The 16,058-nt window shown below is 72.8% G+C and carries 20 protein-coding genes; 7 read left to right on the top strand and 13 right to left on the bottom strand.

Annotation, left to right across the window (positions count from 1 at the left end; translation table 11 throughout):
- Window position 1: 1 nt before the first annotated feature.
- A complete protein-coding gene (locus tag GGE06_RS24385; protein ID WP_184931714.1) occupies window positions 2-418 on the top strand; it encodes a hypothetical protein in 417 nt (138 codons plus the stop codon).
- 3 nt (window positions 419-421) lie between these two features.
- Here the strand turns inward: GGE06_RS24385 and GGE06_RS24380 are convergent, their stop codons facing one another.
- Window positions 422-1,432 (bottom strand): MBL fold metallo-hydrolase, encoded by a 1,011-nt coding sequence (locus tag GGE06_RS24380; RefSeq protein ID WP_116164429.1) that lies wholly within the window; start codon window positions 1,430-1,432, stop codon window positions 422-424.
- A 145-nt stretch (window positions 1,433-1,577) separates the two neighbouring features.
- Between GGE06_RS24380 and GGE06_RS24375 the strand changes: the two genes are divergently transcribed.
- Window positions 1,578-2,132 carry a GNAT family N-acetyltransferase gene (locus tag GGE06_RS24375; protein ID WP_116164431.1) on the top strand — a complete coding sequence of 185 codons (555 nt, stop codon included), beginning with the start codon at window positions 1,578-1,580 and terminating at the stop codon, window positions 2,130-2,132.
- Between the two features lie 4 nt (window positions 2,133-2,136).
- Here GGE06_RS24375 and GGE06_RS24370 read toward each other — a convergent pair whose 3' ends face one another.
- The 5 genes from GGE06_RS24370 to GGE06_RS24350 form a co-directional block, all read right to left on the bottom strand.
- Window positions 2,137-2,622, bottom strand: a complete 486-nt coding sequence (locus GGE06_RS24370; protein WP_116164433.1) for an SRPBCC family protein — start codon at window positions 2,620-2,622, stop codon at window positions 2,137-2,139.
- Window positions 2,623-2,715: 93 nt separating this feature from the next.
- Complete coding sequence (locus tag GGE06_RS24365) at window positions 2,716-3,102, bottom strand: VOC family protein (RefSeq protein ID WP_116164435.1); 387 nt, start codon at window positions 3,100-3,102, stop codon at window positions 2,716-2,718.
- 159 nt (window positions 3,103-3,261) lie between these two features.
- Complete coding sequence (locus tag GGE06_RS24360; protein WP_116164437.1) at window positions 3,262-3,885, bottom strand: histidine phosphatase family protein; 624 nt, start codon at window positions 3,883-3,885, stop codon at window positions 3,262-3,264.
- Between the two features lie 87 nt (window positions 3,886-3,972).
- On the bottom strand, window positions 3,973-5,199 hold the full coding sequence (locus GGE06_RS24355; protein ID WP_116164439.1) for a PP2C family protein-serine/threonine phosphatase: 1,227 nt from the start codon (window positions 5,197-5,199) through the stop codon (window positions 3,973-3,975).
- A gap of 98 nt (window positions 5,200-5,297) precedes the next feature.
- A complete protein-coding gene (locus tag GGE06_RS24350; RefSeq protein WP_184931713.1) occupies window positions 5,298-6,491 on the bottom strand; it encodes an MFS transporter in 1,194 nt (397 codons plus the stop codon).
- Window positions 6,492-6,606: 115 nt separating this feature from the next.
- On the opposite strand from GGE06_RS24350, the gene GGE06_RS24345 reads away from it, so the two are divergent.
- Both GGE06_RS24345 and GGE06_RS24340 read left to right on the top strand, forming a co-directional pair.
- Entirely contained in the window at window positions 6,607-7,335 is a 729-nt protein-coding gene (locus GGE06_RS24345) for a hypothetical protein (RefSeq protein WP_184931712.1), read from the top strand.
- A 104-nt stretch (window positions 7,336-7,439) separates the two neighbouring features.
- Complete coding sequence (locus tag GGE06_RS24340; protein ID WP_184931711.1) at window positions 7,440-8,309, top strand: hypothetical protein; 870 nt, start codon at window positions 7,440-7,442, stop codon at window positions 8,307-8,309.
- Window positions 8,310-8,325: 16 nt separating this feature from the next.
- On the opposite strand, the gene GGE06_RS24335 is transcribed toward GGE06_RS24340, so the two are convergent.
- A complete protein-coding gene (locus tag GGE06_RS24335) occupies window positions 8,326-8,670 on the bottom strand; it encodes an ArsR/SmtB family transcription factor (RefSeq protein WP_116164447.1) in 345 nt (114 codons plus the stop codon).
- A 134-nt stretch (window positions 8,671-8,804) separates the two neighbouring features.
- Here GGE06_RS24335 and GGE06_RS24330 point away from each other — a divergent pair, with 134 nt between their 5' ends.
- Entirely contained in the window at window positions 8,805-9,782 is a 978-nt protein-coding gene (locus GGE06_RS24330; RefSeq protein WP_116164449.1) for a quinone oxidoreductase family protein, read from the top strand.
- A 22-nt stretch (window positions 9,783-9,804) separates the two neighbouring features.
- Here the strand turns inward: GGE06_RS24330 and GGE06_RS24325 are convergent, their stop codons facing one another.
- The 4 genes from GGE06_RS24325 to GGE06_RS24310 form a co-directional block, all read right to left on the bottom strand.
- Window positions 9,805-10,392 (bottom strand): hypothetical protein, encoded by a 588-nt coding sequence (locus GGE06_RS24325; protein ID WP_184931710.1) that lies wholly within the window; start codon window positions 10,390-10,392, stop codon window positions 9,805-9,807.
- A 163-nt stretch (window positions 10,393-10,555) separates the two neighbouring features.
- Window positions 10,556-11,155, bottom strand: coding sequence for a hypothetical protein (locus tag GGE06_RS24320; protein WP_184931709.1), 600 nt, complete (start codon window positions 11,153-11,155; stop codon window positions 10,556-10,558).
- Window positions 11,156-11,262: 107 nt separating this feature from the next.
- Window positions 11,263-11,838: a GNAT family N-acetyltransferase gene (locus tag GGE06_RS24315; protein ID WP_184931708.1), complete on the bottom strand. Its 576-nt coding sequence runs from the start codon at window positions 11,836-11,838 to the stop codon at window positions 11,263-11,265.
- A gap of 84 nt (window positions 11,839-11,922) precedes the next feature.
- The gene (locus tag GGE06_RS24310; RefSeq protein ID WP_184931707.1) at window positions 11,923-12,411 is read right to left on the bottom strand and encodes a hypothetical protein; all 489 of its coding nucleotides are present in this window, start codon (window positions 12,409-12,411) and stop codon (window positions 11,923-11,925) included.
- Between the two features lie 81 nt (window positions 12,412-12,492).
- Between GGE06_RS24310 and GGE06_RS24305 the strand changes: the two genes are divergently transcribed.
- Complete coding sequence (locus GGE06_RS24305; protein ID WP_116164457.1) at window positions 12,493-12,978, top strand: YfbM family protein; 486 nt, start codon at window positions 12,493-12,495, stop codon at window positions 12,976-12,978.
- Between the two features lie 20 nt (window positions 12,979-12,998).
- Here the strand turns inward: GGE06_RS24305 and GGE06_RS24300 are convergent, their stop codons facing one another.
- Together GGE06_RS24300 and GGE06_RS24295 are read right to left on the bottom strand one after the other, a co-directional pair.
- Window positions 12,999-13,613: a hypothetical protein gene (locus GGE06_RS24300; RefSeq protein ID WP_116164459.1), complete on the bottom strand. Its 615-nt coding sequence runs from the start codon at window positions 13,611-13,613 to the stop codon at window positions 12,999-13,001.
- 183 nt (window positions 13,614-13,796) lie between these two features.
- Window positions 13,797-15,290 carry an IMP dehydrogenase gene (locus GGE06_RS24295; RefSeq protein WP_116164461.1) on the bottom strand — a complete coding sequence of 498 codons (1,494 nt, stop codon included), beginning with the start codon at window positions 15,288-15,290 and terminating at the stop codon, window positions 13,797-13,799.
- A 368-nt stretch (window positions 15,291-15,658) separates the two neighbouring features.
- Here GGE06_RS24295 and GGE06_RS24290 point away from each other — a divergent pair, with 368 nt between their 5' ends.
- Entirely contained in the window at window positions 15,659-16,042 is a 384-nt protein-coding gene (locus GGE06_RS24290; RefSeq protein ID WP_116164463.1) for a VOC family protein, read from the top strand.
- Window positions 16,043-16,058 lie beyond the last annotated feature (16 nt).

Here is a 16,058-nt window from a genome sequence, read left to right as displayed (position 1 = left end):
GATGGCCACCACCGCACAGACCACGGCAGTTCGGGGCACGAGCAGCCGCACCTTCCTGCAGGTCTCGATCGCCCTCCAGACCCTGACCCTCTTCTTCCAGGCCTCCACCGCAGGACTCCTCCTGACCTCGTCGCAGGGCGAGGTGCTGCACGGCGTCGGGGCACGCGTGATGTACGGAGCCACCATGCTGTACGTGCTGGCGGCGATCCTCGCCTGGAAGCCGGGCGGCGGCTCGCCGCGCCCCATCCTGTACTCGACCGGCTTCCTCGTCCTCGCCTCGGTGCAGGTGGTGCTGGGCGTCACCCACAAGCCCGCCCTGCACGTCCCCCTGGGCGTCCTGATGTTCGGCCTGAGCGTGCTGGCGCTGGGTCAGATCCTCAACGCCCGGCGGCAGGAGCGGTCCCGCACGGCCGGATGAGGGTCAGCGTGGCTCGGCGGCCGGCCACGCACGCGGGTAGGGCACGCGCAGCGAGTCGGCCGCGACGGGGGTGTGGCCGGCCGCCGCGCGCAGCCGCCCGTCGCGCAGGACGATCCCGCCGCCGGAGAGCATGGACGTCACCAGCTCGGCCGCGAGCGCCTCGGGCGTGAGGCGCAGCAGCCGTGCCGCGTCGGTCAGCCACGCGCGCGCGTGGAGGTACGGCTCGACCTCATCGGCCGGGATCCCGTCTCGGATCATCAGCGCGAACGCGAAGATCCGGCGGACGCCGTACCAGACGGCCCCGTCCGGGTCGTCGACGAGCCGCCGTCCCCGGCGCAGGGCGGCGGCGAAGGCGGCCCCGGTGTCGGCCGGGACCGGACCGTGGGAGGGGAGGACCAGACGCGGTTCGAGGTCGGCCATCCGCTGGAGGGAGGCGAGCGCGGTGGCCGCCGCGCCGGGCCCGTCGAGGGCGAGGTTGACCCAGCCGACGTCGTAGTCCGACAGTGCGTCGCCGACCACGAGCAGCCGCTCCTCCGGCTGCCACAGAGCCAGGTGCCCAGGCGTGTGACCGGGGGTGCGGACGACCTCCCAGTCGGTGTCGCCGAGTCGGAGGACCTGCCCGTCGTCGAGCGGCATGTCCACGGTGTACGGGGCGACGGGCTGGTCCAGGTACTCGGCCGCGCAACACCCCGGGTCACGACGGGAGATCGCCTCGGCCTCCGGGGCACCGGCGGCGACGACCGCGCCGCCGGCCTGGAGGAGCGCGTTCCCGCCGACGTGGTCGGAGTGCCAGTGGGTGTTGACGACCAGGTCGATCCTCCCGGCCTGGGCACGGGCCCATGCGGCGGTCTCCTCGGCGTGGCCGACGAACCCGGTGTCGACCAGGGCCGGTTGCCCGCCGTGGAGCAGAAGCGTGTTGGCGTCGGGGAACGGCCGCTGCCACCAGGTCGCCCAGGACGGCAGCGACGCCGGGGAGGACGCGCGCGGGCTCGCCGCCCGGGCCTGCGGGCTCACTGCGCGGGTCCGTTCACGCGGATCAGGGTCTGCTGCCGGATCGGGTCTTCCACGTGCGCTCCTTGGACGGCGGGTACGGCGAGAAGTACATCAGCAGCCGCATAATCCATCGACACCCCGACCCCGATCGGGTTGGGTCGGCGGCATGCCAGAGCTGCGAACCGATCGACTGCTGCTGCGCCGGTGGCGGGAGTCCGATCTCGAACCCTGGGCGGCGATGAACGCCGATCCCGAAATCCGGGAGTACCTCGGAGACTTGCTGACACGGGAGGAGAGCGACGCCACCGTGGCCGCCATGAAGTCCGACTTCGAGGAGCGGGGCTTCGGGTGGTGGGCGCTCGAAGCACGGGCGACCGGCGCGTTCCTCGGTCGCGCCGGCCTGGACGTGATCGGCGAGGACATGCCCTTCTCGGGGGTCGACGTCGGCTGGCGCCTGACGCGTTCCGCTTGGGGCAACGGGTACGCCACGGAGGCCGGACGGGCCTGTCTGGCCTTCGGCTTCGGGGTCCTCGGGCTGCCGGAGATCCTGGCGTCGACGACCGTGGACAACCTCCGCTCCCAGGCGGTGATGCGCAGGATCGGCATGACCCGGAACCCGGCGGACGACTTCGAGGACCCCGGCGTCCCCGAGGGGCCGCTCCGCCGGTGCGTCCTCTACCGGGCCCCGGCGGAGCCGCGTACGGCCCACCGGGGCACCTGACCCCTCAGACCCCGGTCGTCGCGGTGCGCGCGATGCGCTCCAGGGTGGTGCGCATCCCGGCCCGGTTGAGGGCGATCCGACGGGCGGGGTTCGAACCGGCGAAGACCGTGCCCAGGAAGTCGGCGACCCTGGCCCGGTACCCGTCGGTCCGCAGGTCCTGCCAGAACTCGGTGAGCCGCGTCCCCGAGCCCTCCGCCTCGAACCGGTAGCCCCAGCGGGCGATCGGGAGGCCGATGACGCTGATGTCGAAGACGAACTCGCTGTCCTGGCTCATCCGGGTCACACGGCCCTGGGTCGGCCAGAGGAACGGCCCGCGGCGGTTGAACCCGACGAACCGGGTGCCGGTGCGCGCCGGAGGGCGCAGCACCCACACGGACCGGCACTCCGGACTCCACCGCCCCATGTTCCGCAGGTCCGACACCAGCCGGTAGACGACCTCAGGCGGCGCGTCGACGACCGTGCTCTCCTCCAGGCTCCACTGACGATCCATGGCCCGCTCCCCTCGCACCCCGTGGGCCCGGCGCCCACCTGCTACTCGCCGGTAGGTTAGCGGGCGGCCGAGCCGTCTGTCCCGGGATCCCGCTCAGGCCTCGACGTCCTGCGGGTACCAGCGCAGTTCGACCGTGTTGCCGTCGGGGTCCTTCACGTAGACCGACTGGGCGGAGCCGCGTGCGCCCCAGCGCGGGACCGGACCCTCCAGGACGTCGAACCGGCCGGAGTCGATGACCTCCTGCCAGTCCAGCGGGTCCACGACCAGGCAGATGTGGTCGACGTTGGACTCGCCCCGCGGACGGGAGAACAGGTCGATGACGGTGTTCTCGTCTATGCGTACGGACGGGAACGACACCTTGCCGGCCCGCCACTCCTCGACCCGCTCGGGCGCGAGGCCCAGGGCACCGGTGTAGAACTCCAGGGACTTGTCGACATCGGTCACGTTGAGCACGAGGTGATCGAAGGCCTTGACTCGCATGATGGGTTCAGCACCTTTCGGTTTGCGTTCTCGTCTTGATGATCATGGTGACTGAGGCGGCCCCGATCAAGGGCTCAGGGTGTCCGCGATGCGGACGGGACGGCTCCGGGGCGCGGCTCCCCGGGTCCCCCTACCCGCCCGCGGGAGACCGTCACCGCGTCAGATGTGGAACTCGGGTGGGAAGCCGGTCCAGCGCAGGTCGGCGGGGAGATGGCGCTGGTCGTTGAGGAAGAGGACGGCGGGGGCGCGGTCGGGCGCGTAGCGGATGACGGTCAGCGCTGCGTTGGCGTGGTTGATGCCCATCCAGCGCGCCTTCGGGGCTTCGAGGGCCTCGCGGACCAGCCAGGCGAGGAGGAAGTTGTGCGTCACGACGAGCTCGTGGCGCGGCTGGTCACCGTCGACGGGACCGGTGAACCGCGCGAGTGCCTCCGCTGCGAGTGCGGGGCCCTGTTCACGCTCCTCCGCCGGGAACTGGGCCAGGAACCCGAGCATGGCGTCCGCCGACCGTGCCGGCAGCTCCTCGCGTAGCGGCGTGTACGGGATGTAGTCGCCGGCGGGCGCGGACATGCGCAGCGGAACCCCGTCGAACTGTTCGCCGACCAGCCGGGCCGTTTCTTCGGCGCGGGCCAGCGGGCCGTGGTGGATCGCCGTGAGCGGTGCCTTCCGGAGCCGCTCGCCGAGCAGGACGGCCTGGCGGCGGCCGTCGTCCGTCAACGCGCTCTCGTCCTCGGTCGCCTCACCGTGCCGCGCCAGGTACAGGTAGCGGGCGGCTGTCTCCGTCATGCTCGATCACTCCGACCAGGTTCATGATCTTGTGGACGGGTGGAGGGACGTGGTTCGGCGCCCTGTGGTTCCGCTGGTCGTGACGGGTCAGAGGCGGAGCAGGATCAGGGCCGTGTCGTCGGTGATGCCGGTGGGCGGGGTGAGCTCGTCGAGGAGGGTGTCGGCCAGGGCCTCGGGAGGGGAGGCCCGATGGCGGGCCAGGGCGTCGGCGAGCCGGTGCAGACCGGTGTCGATGTCCTCGCGGCGGCGTTCCACGAGGCCGTCGGTGAAGAGGGCGAGGACCGCCCCGTCGGTGAAGGGGAGCCGGGCCTGCGGCCGGGGCGAGGGTTCGGGGCGGGCGCCGAGCGGGGGATCGGTGGCCCGGTCGAGGAACTCCACGGTCCCGTCGGCGTGGCAGAGCACGGGTGGGGGATGGCCGGCGCTGCTGTAGGTGAGGACGTGGCCGTCCCAGTCGATCACGACGGACACGGCGGTGGTGGACTCGGCGCCGGCGACGTCGCGCGAGTACAGGTCGAGGACTTCGAGGGCCCGGGCGGGACCGTCGGCGACGCGCGAGGCGGCCGACAGGGCGCTGCGGAGCAGCCCCATGACACCGGCGGCGCGCAGGCCGTGGCCGACGACGTCGCCGACGGCGACCGCGGTGCGGCCGGGCAGGTCGACGAGGTCGTACCAGTCTCCGCAGACGTTGAGCGCCCCGGTGGCGGGCCGGTAGCGCACGGCGGCGTGATGGTGTCCGAGGAGACGCGGCGCGGGCAGCATCGCCTCCTGGAGGTGAAGGGCCACCTCGCGCTCGCGGGCGTGGGCCAGACGGAGCCGCTCGTTGACCTCCTGCAGCTCCCTGGCGCGGGTGTAGAGCTCGGACTCCAGGGCCCGGGCGCGGTCCGTGTCGCCGTGGGCGCCACGGGCGTGGATCAGTTCGGTGACCTCCTCCACGCGGTGCAGTAGGAGGGCCACGGTGCCGTCGGGGGCCAGGACGGGGACGTTGACCGGGCTCCAGTACCGCTTCAGCCACTGTCCGGGCCGGTCGGGGGACTCGACGTCGTACCGCTGCAGCGCCATGGTGTCGGGCTCGCCGGTGGCCAGGACCCGTTCCAGGGAGAGGCGCAGGTTGTGCGTGCCGGTCGCGGCCGGATCGTCCGGGTTGTCGGGGAAGACGTCGAAGAGGTACCGGCCGATGAGCTGCTCGCGCGTCCGGCCGCACATCGCCACGAACGCCTCGTTGACGTCGGCGTAGACCAGGCTCGGGGTGAGCAGTGCGACGGCGCCCGGCAGGGCCTGGAACACCGCGTGGTAGTCGATCCCGGGTCCGTTCACGCCTCACCTGCCCGTGCGCCGCGGTTCCAGCCGTGACACTGCCCTCACGATACGCGGGCCCTGCCGCGACGGCCTGCGGGCGGCACCCGGCACCACGGTCACGGGGTTCTCGTCGGCACCGGCCGTCGCAGCAGGTACAGGGCGGCCGAGGTGACCAGGACCAGCATGCAGCCGGTGAACACCAGGCCGGCCTGCTCCAGCCCGAGCGGCTCGGACAGCAGGCCGACCCCGATGACCGGGATCGAGATGCCCGTGTACGCGACCACGAACAGGGTCGAGATCACCGCCGCTCGCCGGTCCACCGGCGCGGCCGCGGCGACGGCGGACAGCGCCGCGCGGAAGGAGAGGCCCTGGCCGACGCCGCCCACGACGGCCGCGAGGACCACGAGCGCCAGCAGCTCCACGGAGAGCGCCCCCGCGAGGAAGGCCAGCCCGGCGAAGAGGACGGCGCAGCCGAGCGGCAGGGACCGGGACACGCCGAAGCGGCCGACGGCGAGCTGCCCGGCGGTGGAGGCGAAGAAGGCCAGGGCGACGATCAGCCCGCTCACGGCGTGGTTGTCCACGTGCAGGTACCGGGCGAGGAACGCGGGACTGACCGAGGTGAACACGCCGAACAGGGCGAACCCCGCGAAGGACGCGATCGCCGCCGGAACGAACACCGGACGCACCTGCGCGGGCAGGGCGGGCCGTTGCGGCCGTACGGAGCTCAGCGGCCGCGGATCCCGCACGGTCTCGGGCAGTCGCAGGAGCACGAGGGCCGACGCGGCGACCAGGGCGAGGTGCACGGCGAACGGCAGCAGCAGCGGCTCGGGCGCGTACTCCGCGAGCAGGCCGGCGAGCAGGGGCCCGCAGCCGAGTCCGCCCATGTTGGCGGCCGTCGCCACCAGCGTCGCCCGGGACTGGCCGCCGGGCGGGGCGAGGTCCATGACGTACGCCGTGGCGGCCCCGGTGAACAGGCCCGCCGACAGTCCGGAGAGCAGCCGGCCCGCGTAGAGCCAGTCCAGCCCGTCGGCGGACAGGAAGCAGACGGCGCTCGCCGCCGCGAACCCGAGCCCCCAGAACAGCGTCGGCCGTCTGCCGATCCTGTCCGAGGCGTTGCCCGCGAGGAGCAGCGCGCCGATGACGCCGAAGGCGTACACCGCGTACACGACGGTCACCGTCAGCTCGGAGAACCCGAACTTCTCCTGGTAGAGCGGGTAGAGCGGGGTCGGCAGCGTGGTGCCGGTCATCCCCACGACGAACACGGCCCCGGCGAGCAGACACCGGAGCCATCCCTGACGATCACCAACCATGCGGCCGACCGTAACCCCGGGGGCCGTCCCCGCCCGGCAACGCGGCGCCCGCGGCCGGATCGACGACCGTGGTGGACCAAAGAGGCCGGCAGGGAGACCGGTGCAGACTGTGCGCATGGACGGATGGATTCGATCGGGCAGTGGACCCGGCCCCGCACCGTACGGACGCCTGCGCGTCGAGACGCAGGACCTCACGCCGGCGCACTGGCTCACCGAGCGGCACCCCGGTCACGGCGATTTCGGCACCGTCGCCGGCGTCGCCGCGCCCGGCTTCCCGGCGTACGCACGGGTGCTGCACCCCGCCGCTCTCGACGAGCGCCCCGTCCGCTGGGAGACCGTCGCCGCCGCCTATGCCCGGAGGGCCGGGCCGCTCACGAACTGGCACGAGGTGATCGGCGCGGAGCCGTTCCACCAGAACCTCGCCGAGTACGGCCTGCCCGGCGTGTGGGACGAGCACCCCGCCGAAGGCCCCACGCCCGGCGGAGTGGTGCGGGCCCTGATCCCCGTCCTCGCGCGCCACACGAGCACGCCGGAACGCTGCTGGTACGGCCTGTGGGACGGGTACGGCCGATGGGACTGGGACGGGATCCCCACCTTCCCGACCCCGGAACGGGACGAGGTCCTGCTCTCCGGAACGCTGGCCGACGCCGTCTCTCCCGAACTCCTGGACCCGTTCGCCGAACTCCCCGACCTGTGGTGGCCGCAGGACCGCGCCTGGTGCGTGGGCGGTGACGTCGACCTGGTCAGCACGTACGTGGGCGGATCGGAGGAACTGATCGCCGAGCTGCTCGCCGCGCCCGGTCTGGAGGCCCACCCGGTCGAGGCGTCGGACCGGGTCGGCTGACCCCGCGGCCCGCCTCCGGGGTGCCCGGGGTGGGGCTGTCCACATCCCGAGGACTCCGGCCTGCCCCGCTGACCCTGCGGCGCCGGTGCGGGATCGTGGTCGGCATGACAGCAGCATCACACCGGACGGGCCCCGCGGGCCCGTCGCGATCGGCAACCGTACCGGGTCGGGCCCTCGTCCTGCTCGCCACTGTCGCTCTGGCCCTGGTCGCGGCCTTCGTCGTCGTGCCGCGCACGCTGGCGGGGAGCGCGCCAGGAGCCGACGTCGGCGGGGAGGGCGGCCTCGCCCGTGCGTTCCGCGAGGCGTTCGTCGGGTACTGGAGCTCCGGCGAGCGCGGTTTCCCGCCGGACGTGGACCGGCTCGTCGCGTACTGGTCCCGCTACCACGTCGCCAAGGGCGTGATCGCCGCGCTGCTGCTGATCGTGCTGGTCGCACTCGGTGTCCGGCTCTGGAAGGCCTTCGTGCGGGCCGGCGGCCTCGGGGCGGGGCGGCGGTTCGCGCTCGCGGCGGCCGGTGCCCTCACCACGGCGCTCGCGCTGCTGTCACTGGCGGCGGTGATGGCCAACATCCAGGGTGCGACGGCACCTTTCGCCTCCCTCCTGCCGATGCTGCCGACCGGCGGGACCGACGGCGAGGTCGGCGCCGCGATCGCTCAGGTGAGAGAGCGTCTGGCCGCCGGTGACCACGCCTCGCCCGCCCTCGACGTGATGCTCGGCGACTTCGCCCGCTACCACGAGGCGATGGCCTGGATCGCCGCCCTCGTGGCGGTCGTCCTCGTCGTGCCGGGCGTGGCGGCGTGGAAGCGCTTCAGGCGGACGCCGTCGGCCGACCGGCGGGCGAGGCGCACGCTCGGGTCGTTCGCCGCCCTCTCCGTGCTCTCGTCGCTGTTCCTGATCGTCGTCGCCGTGGCGAACACGACCACGGCCGCCGACCCCCGGCCGGCGCTCCTGGCCTTCTTCCACGGCGGATGGTGACGGGCGCCCGCGTGCGTCAGCCCAGGTCGTCGGCGCGCAGGGTGAGGTCGAGGAGGCCGGGGAAGCGGGCGTCGAACTCCTCGCGGCGGAGCCGGTTGAGGCGCTTCGGCCCCTGATCGCGCTGCTCGACGAGACCCGCGCCGCGCAGGACGGTGAAGTGGTGGCTCTTGGCGGCCCTGCCGACGGGCACGTCGAAGTTGCTGCAGCTGAGCGTCCAGTCGGGCTGGGAGGCCAGTTCGCGGATCAGCTGGATGCGGACGGGGTCGGCGAGCGCGGAGAGCGCGGTGAGGAGGGCGACGTCGTCCGGGTGGGTGTGCACGGGTGCGGGGCGGTGACCCGTGGCCTCAGGCTGCTCCGGCATCCCGCTCACTCCTTCGTGTCGACCGATTCACTTGCCCAATGTTCGATGGCCATCATACAGTCCGAGTGTTCGCTTCTCGTTGAACACTCCGTTCGCGCTCCCTCTCCGAGCGCTTCCTGAAGGGTGGTTCGTCCATGCGTGCGATCGAGTTCCACGAGTACGGCGGTCCCGAGGTCCTGCGACTCGTCCAGGCCGCGACTCCCGAGCCGGGACCGGGACAGGTGGCCATCGACGTCGCCTGGGCGGGAGTCAACTTCGCCGACGTCAAGGCCCGCGCGGAGGGATACCGCGTCGACGAACTGCCCTACCGCCCCGGCCTGGAGGTCTCCGGGCACGTCCGGGCGGTCGGCGGGGGAGTCGACGGAATCGAGGTCGGCCAGGAGGTCGCCGCCCTCGTCGGAGGGGGCGGATACGCCGACGTGGTCCTCGCCCGGGCCGACTCCGTGTTCACGCTCCCCGAGGGACTGGACCTGAGGACCGCGGCGACGCTCCCCACGGTCCTGCCGACCGCGCACGCCCTCATCCACGAGGTGGGCAGGCTGCGTACGGGCGAGAGCGTGCTCGTGCACGGCGCGGCGGGCGGCATCGGCACCGCCGTCGGCCAACTGGCCCGGGCGGCGGGCGCGGGCGCGGTGTACGGCGTGGCCTCCACCGAGGCGAAGGCCGCGTACGCCCTGAAGCACGGCTACGACGAGGTCTTCCGCCCCGACGCCTTCGCCGAGGACGTCCGGAAGGCCACCGGCGGCAGGGGGGTCGACCTCGTCCTCGACCCGGTCGGCGGCGAGACGCTGCGCCGCGGCCTGGACGCCCTGGCCCCCTTCGGACGCCTGGTCTCCTTCGGCAACGCCGGCGGCGGCGCGCCGTGGCAGGTCGGCCAGCCCGAACTGTACGGCCAGGGCCACGCCGTCGCGGGCTTCTCCGTCCTGACACTCGCCCAGACGGCCCCCGCCGCCGCGCGCGCCCTGACCGAGCGCGCCCTGCGCGCGGTCTCCGAGGGGGCGGTGACGCTCCCCGTCACCGCGGAGTTCCCCCTGGCCGACGCGGCCGAGGCCCACCGCCTGCTGGGCGGCCGCGGCTCCACGGGCAAGCTGCTGCTGCGCGTGAAGGACTGACCGCGCTGGACCGGACCCGGGTTCACAACTGGTGGACCCAGGCGATGACGAACACGACGCCCGCGGCCGACGAGACCAGCAGCGCGAGCACAGGGCCCACGCCCACCTTGCGGCCCCACATCCAGCCCGCGATCCGGGAGTGGAGTCGGCCGAGCAGCGCGAGGGCTCCCAGACCGGCTGCCGCGAACGGCACGCCGACGAGGAAGTGCACGACCCACGCCCCGGGCATGCTCGGGCCGCCCCAGGAGTGGTCGTACGGGCCGTGGTCGACGAGGGGGTAGAGCACTCCGCGCAGGACGAACAGGAGCTCGATGCCCACGGGGATCAGGGCCAGAAGCCCGAGCGGCACGCACAGCAGCGCGTGAGCCGTCAGCCGCCACGCGCCCGGCCCCCGGGCCGACGACCGCTCCGCCGCTTCCTGCTCGGCGGCCCGGGCCCACCAGGCCCGCGCCTCGTCCGTACGCCCGGCCGCCACCGCCCCGGGCGTCGCCAACGCGGCGGGCAGCAGGGCCGCGGCGTACGCGACCCGGCTCGCGAAGCGCGCGGAGACGAACCGCGGACCGGCCGCCGGCGGCTCGTTGCGGGTGCGTCGCGAAGCAAGGAATGACATGACCTGTCCCCGATCTCGTGGTCGTCGGCCGCTGCCGACGACCGGAACCGTAGGGAGGCGTCACCGTCCACCACGTCACACCACGGTGCCAAGCGGGGCTCGTACCCCGGTAGGGGGTGAGGCGGTGCTATCGGGCCCGATCGTCGAGCCTCGTCGCACCGCGCTACTCCCAGTCCACCAGGTAGCCCTCGTGTCGTACGCAGCCTCCGTCGGCGGTGAGGGTCGGTTCGCCGTCGTACCAGCCGGGGCGCAGCGACAGTTCGATGCCCCGGTCGTCGGTGGTCCGGACCCCCGGCATTCCGGCTCCCGGCCTGCCCGGGGCCGGGGCGGGGATGTCCTGCACCGTCAGGCCCTGTGCGGACCACTCCTTCCGGAGGGTGCCGACCGCCGCCGTGTACGCGGCGTCGTTCGCGAAATCGGGTGTCCAGGCGACGGACGGCTGGTCACGGCTGACTCCGTCGCCGTCCATGCCCAGGTCGTCCTTGCAGGACGCGTCGGACATGTCCTTGTGGTCGACCACGGAGTCCGGGTCGATGCCCAGCAGCCGCACCGCGTTCGCGCCCGCCTCCTGGGTGTGCCGCAGATGCTCGCGGAACTCCGTCTCCGACATCACGGGGCCGCCCGCCAGCGACTGACAGCCCTGCGCGAGCGCCGCGAACAGGAGGACCAGCACGGCACCGCCCGCGATCAGCGCCACGAGCCGGCCCCGATGGCGCGGAGCGGGGTCGGAGGGGTACGGGGCGGGAGCGGGCGTCGTCGTCATGCGGCATATTCCAGCAGCCGGCCCCGAAGGGACGGCACCGCTCCGGTACTCAGAAACGGAGTGAGTACGTCGCCGCCCCGCCTCGTGCGGCCGTGACCTCGGCCCCGTCAGCCCTTTCGGCGGAAGTCCAGCATGCAGAAGACCTTGTCGTAGCGGCGTTCGCCGACGGCGACGAAGTCGGGCAGGCGGCCGTACTCGGTGAAGCCCAGCGACCGGTAGAGGTGCAGGGCGTTGGCGTTGTCGCCGCGGGCGTCGAGGGTGAGGACCTCGATCCCGGCCCGGCGGGCGTCCTCGACGAGGGCGGCGGTCAGCGCCCGGCCGACGCCGAGGCCCTGGGCCCCGGCGTCCACCGCGATCTTCTCCAGGTCGGCGTGCGGCCGATGGGTCGGCCGGGCGTAGCGGACCCAGTACCCCAGACCGACGATCCGGCCGTCGAGACGGGCGACCCGGAGGGCCGCGTCGCCCGCCCGCACGGCGGAGAGGACGTGGTCCACGAGCTCCGTCACCTCGTCCGGCGTCGGCGGGTCGACCCATCCCAGGGCCGCCCCTCCACGGACCAGGTCCGACAGGATCCCGTGGGCCGATTCCGCGAACCGCTCCCGCAGAGCCGGGTCGGCCGTCAGCTCCGGGGCGTCGAGGACGACGGGCTGCGTGGTCACATCACGGGGTACGGCAGGCGTCATGATCGTCAGCCTAACCATCCCGGGGACCGGAGCGCGCCCGGGTGCCGTCCGCCCGACGACGGCGGGGGCGTCAGGACCCCTGGATCAACTCTCCCGCCGACGCTTGCGGTGGGGGCGGCGCGGCCGGACGAGGGCGTCGAGACCGCCCACGGCCGCCCGGACATGAGCCGGTTCGCCCGGTCCCCGCCCGCCCGCGCACCACCAGGACAACCTCCCGTCCGCCTCGCGCGGATGCATGCCGAGGTCGTGCTCTCCACACAGCGGCCAGGCCTGCCACAGAAGCTCGGTGACCGTCTCCTGCGCGGCGTCGGTGACGGCCCACAGGGCGTGCGCCGGGTCGGCCGCCGAGTCCGGATCCAGGCTGTTCCCCTGCGATTCGCCGTTGGCCAGGGCGACGTGGACGTACTCGGCCTCGTCCTCGGTGTAGCCGGGATGTCCCGCCAGGCGCAAGGGCTCCTGGTCCGGCAGGGTCGCCGCGAGGTCCCGGTTGACGAGGGCGAGGGCGTCGTCCCAGAGCGGGTACGCGCCGAGCGGGATCCGACGGACCCCGGGCAGATGGAAGAAAGCGCTCATGGAGACATCCTGCGCGGCGGACGGGCCCGGACCGGAACGCTTTTCGTCCGGCTGTCAGTGCCCTCCCGTACGGTCGGAACCATGGGAATGATCGGGATGTACGCGCGTCTGAGTCCGGCTCAACTGCAGCGGACCCTCGACGATCCGGCCTTCGGCCTCCGCCTCGTCGAGAGCATGAGCGACGCCGAGGACGACGGCCGTCGGCTGGACGTCGACAAGACGTGGCACGCGATGTCGTTCCTCCTCGACCGGCTCGACTTCGCGGTCGACGTGGTGTTCGGCGAGCAGGAGGTGGAGGGCTCCCCCGACTGGGGATACGCCCCGCCCCGCTACCTCTCGCCGACACGGGTACGGACCGCGGCCGAAGGACTGGCGGGGATAGCCGCCACGGCCCTGACCGGTGCGGCGACCCGCCAGGAGCTGTTCGAGGCGGGGGTCTACCCGGACGTGATCTGGACACGGGACGAGGACGCCCTCGCGTACGTCGAGGCGCACTACGACGGCCTGGTGACGTTCGTGACCTCGGCAGCCCTGGCCGGAGACGCCGTCGTCATGTGGATCTCCTGACGAGGTGGACCGGACGGGCGTCAACTCGACCTGGCTCCCAGGGAGATGCCGTCGGCCGCCTCGATCCACTGGACCTCGTGGCGGTTGTGGGTGATCTCCCTGAACGTGCGCGCGGCCACCGCGGCCGTCGGCCGGCGCCTGGACCTCGGCGCGGTGCCCAGCAGGACGGACACCGCCGACGCCAGGGACTTGAACGCCGCGTACGGCTGGATCTCCGAGGACCACCAGTCGAGCGGCTCGCCCTGCTGGATCGCCCGCCGCACGGCCTTGAACGCCTGGCGGACACCACCGAGCACGTCGACCTCCTCCCGGGTCAGCACGCGCTCGGCGGCCAGTTTCGCCAGGAGGGCCTCGATCGCTCCCTCCGCTGCGGTCGCCCGCTCCAGGCAGGCCCATCCGGGATGCTCCGGCGAGGTGACCGGTGTGTGACCGCTCGTCAGGGCGTTCCAGGTCTTCCAGACCGCGACGAATTCCCCGTAGAGCCGCTGGAATTCCCCCGCCGCGGTCAGATCCATGTCGCGGTTCTTCTTGATCCGATCCCAATGGTCCGTGACGCGGGTGGTCACGAGCCATCCGCCGCCCAGGGTGACCGCGACCGTGAGCAGCGGGACGCCTAACGACTCGAAGATCGACACGGGGCTCCTGACGACGGGCCATCGGGGCCGTCCTATTGTGCGCCACCCCGCCACGGAACCGGGCCTGTTCGGGACACTGGGACCGTTCCCGACACGACGGCGGCCCCGCGCCGGCCGACCCTCAGCGGGGTCGGGGCACGGGGCCGCCGTCGTCAGGCCGCAGTCCGGGATCGGACCGTCGGATCACTCACCCGAGTCGATGGTGGGCCGGCGCAGCTGCACCTCGGCGCCCGTCTGCTTGAAGGACTCCGCCGACACCGGGACGAGCACCGCGTCGCGGTGGAAGTCCCGCAGGTTCGTCGACCCGCAGCTGATCATCGTCGACGTGAGCTTCGCGCGGGTCCGCTCCACGTTGTCGTACAGGCTGCCCGCGTACGGCACGTAGCCGTCGACGCCCTCCTCGAAGGCCATCTGGCCGCGCTGGCCGTAGCGGGCCTCGTTCTGCGCGCGCCGCGAACCCTCGCCCCAGTACTCCTTGTACCACTGGCCGCCGATCTGCAGCTTCCGCGACGGGCTCTCGTCGAGGCGGGCGAAGTAGCGGCCGAGCATGATGAAGTCCGCGCCCATGGCCAGCGCCATCGCCATGTGCGAGTCGTTGAGGAGACCGCCGTCGCAGCACAGCGGCACGTACACCCCGGTCTCCTCGGCGTACGCGTCACGCGCCTCGACCACGTCGAGCAGCGCGGAGGCCTGGCCGCGGCCGATGCCCTTCTGCGCCCGGGTGGTGCAGATCGCGCCGCCGCCGATCCCGACCTTCACGAACGCCGCGCCCGCGTCGGCGAGGTAGCGGAAGGCCCGCCCGTCGACGACGTTCCCCGCGCCGACGTGGACGTCGTCGCCGTACGTCTCCCGCGCGAACTCGACGGTCTTCGCCTGGTAGACGGAGTAGCCGTCCGAGGAGTCCAGACACAGCACGTCCGCACCGGCCTCCACCAGGGCGGGAATGCGGTCCTTGAAGTCCCGGGAGTTGATGCCGGCGCCCACGCGCAGACGCTTCTCCCCGTCCACCGTCGCCCGGTGGTACGTCTTGTGGGCCTGGTAGTCCCGCTTGAGGACGAGCGAGACGGCCCGGTCGTCCTCGAGGACCGGAAGGACGTCCAGGTGGTGCTGCCAGATCAGCTCGTTCGCCTCGGAGAGCGAGACCGAGGCCGGCGCGGTGACCAGGCCGGCGCGACCCCGCATCCGGTTGCCGGCGGTCTCCGAGGCCCCGTGACGCTCCAGGTGGAAGTCGTCGAGGCTGATGATCCCGAGAAACGTTCCGTCCGGCTCCCCGTTCTCCGTGACCACGGCGACGCCCTGCTCGGTGTCGGCGAGCAGCCGGGAGACCTCGCCCAGCGGCGTCGTCGGCGCCACGGTGACCTCGCTGGTCCGGAAGCCGGCCTTGTGCCGCTTCACCGCGAGGACGTCCGCGGCCTGCTCCTCGATCCGCTGGTTCTGGTGGATGAACGACAGCCCGCCGACCTGCGCGAGGGCCACCGCGAGCGTCGGCGACGACACGGCCTGCATGATGGCGCTCACCATCGGGGTCGCGACGCGGATTCCCGGCTCCTCGCCGACCCGGTGCCGCACCAGCGGTGCCCCGAGATCCACATTGTCCGGTGTGCAGTCTTCTGTGGTCAGGCCGGGGATGAGGAGGTACTCGCTCAGCGTACGAGAGATCTCGGGAAGGATTTTCACAACGTCTCCAGCAAGGAGCCCGTGTGCCGCTCGATGAGGGAACGGCGAGGCTCGTTCGGGCAGTGCGGATCGTTGCCGGCCGGGAGCGCGCTGTCGGAAGTGGGCGCTCTGGAATCATGAGAGCGGGCGCGCCCGGCGGGGCAGTGCGCACACGCGTGAACCCCGTGGTGCCGCACAGGCGTTGACTTCCGTGACGCCATGCGTGATCTTATCGCACTCTCCGTGTACGCCCGTCGGCGTACGGTCCGGGGACGTCCTCCCGGCCTGCGGGCCGGTCGACCGTGCAGTCGGAGACCTCGCCGCCCGCGCGCAGCGTGACGGACGTGACCCGGTGGCGTCCTGCGCGGAGATCAGGGAGGCTCGGACGCATGGTCTCAGTAGTACAGAACGTGGCGATCGACTGCGCGGACGCCTATGAGCTCGCCCGGTTCTGGAGCGGGGTGACAGGCCGTCCGCTGCATCCGGACGACGGACCGGGGTCGCGGGAGACGCAGGTGCTCCTCGCCGACGGTCCGGTGCTGTACTTCAACCAGGTGCCCGAGCCCAAGACGGTCAAGAACCGGCTCCATCTGTGCCTGCGCCCGGAGACCTCGCGCGACCAGGAGGTGGAGCGGCTGCTCGGCCTCGGCGCCGCGTTCGTCGCCGATCACCGGAATCCCGACGGCACGGGCTGGGCGGTCCTCGCCGATCCCGAGGGCAACGAGTTCTGCGTCCTGCGCAGCGATTCCGACCGGGCGGCCGGGAGTTCCTGACGTTCACGCGCCGCGT

It is taken from the genome of Streptomyces nymphaeiformis, from assembly GCF_014203895.1.
GTDB classification, from domain to species: domain Bacteria; phylum Actinomycetota; class Actinomycetes; order Streptomycetales; family Streptomycetaceae; genus Streptomyces; species Streptomyces nymphaeiformis.
Note: the sequence above shows the minus strand (reverse complement) of the source record. Positions and strands in the feature narration are given on the sequence as shown.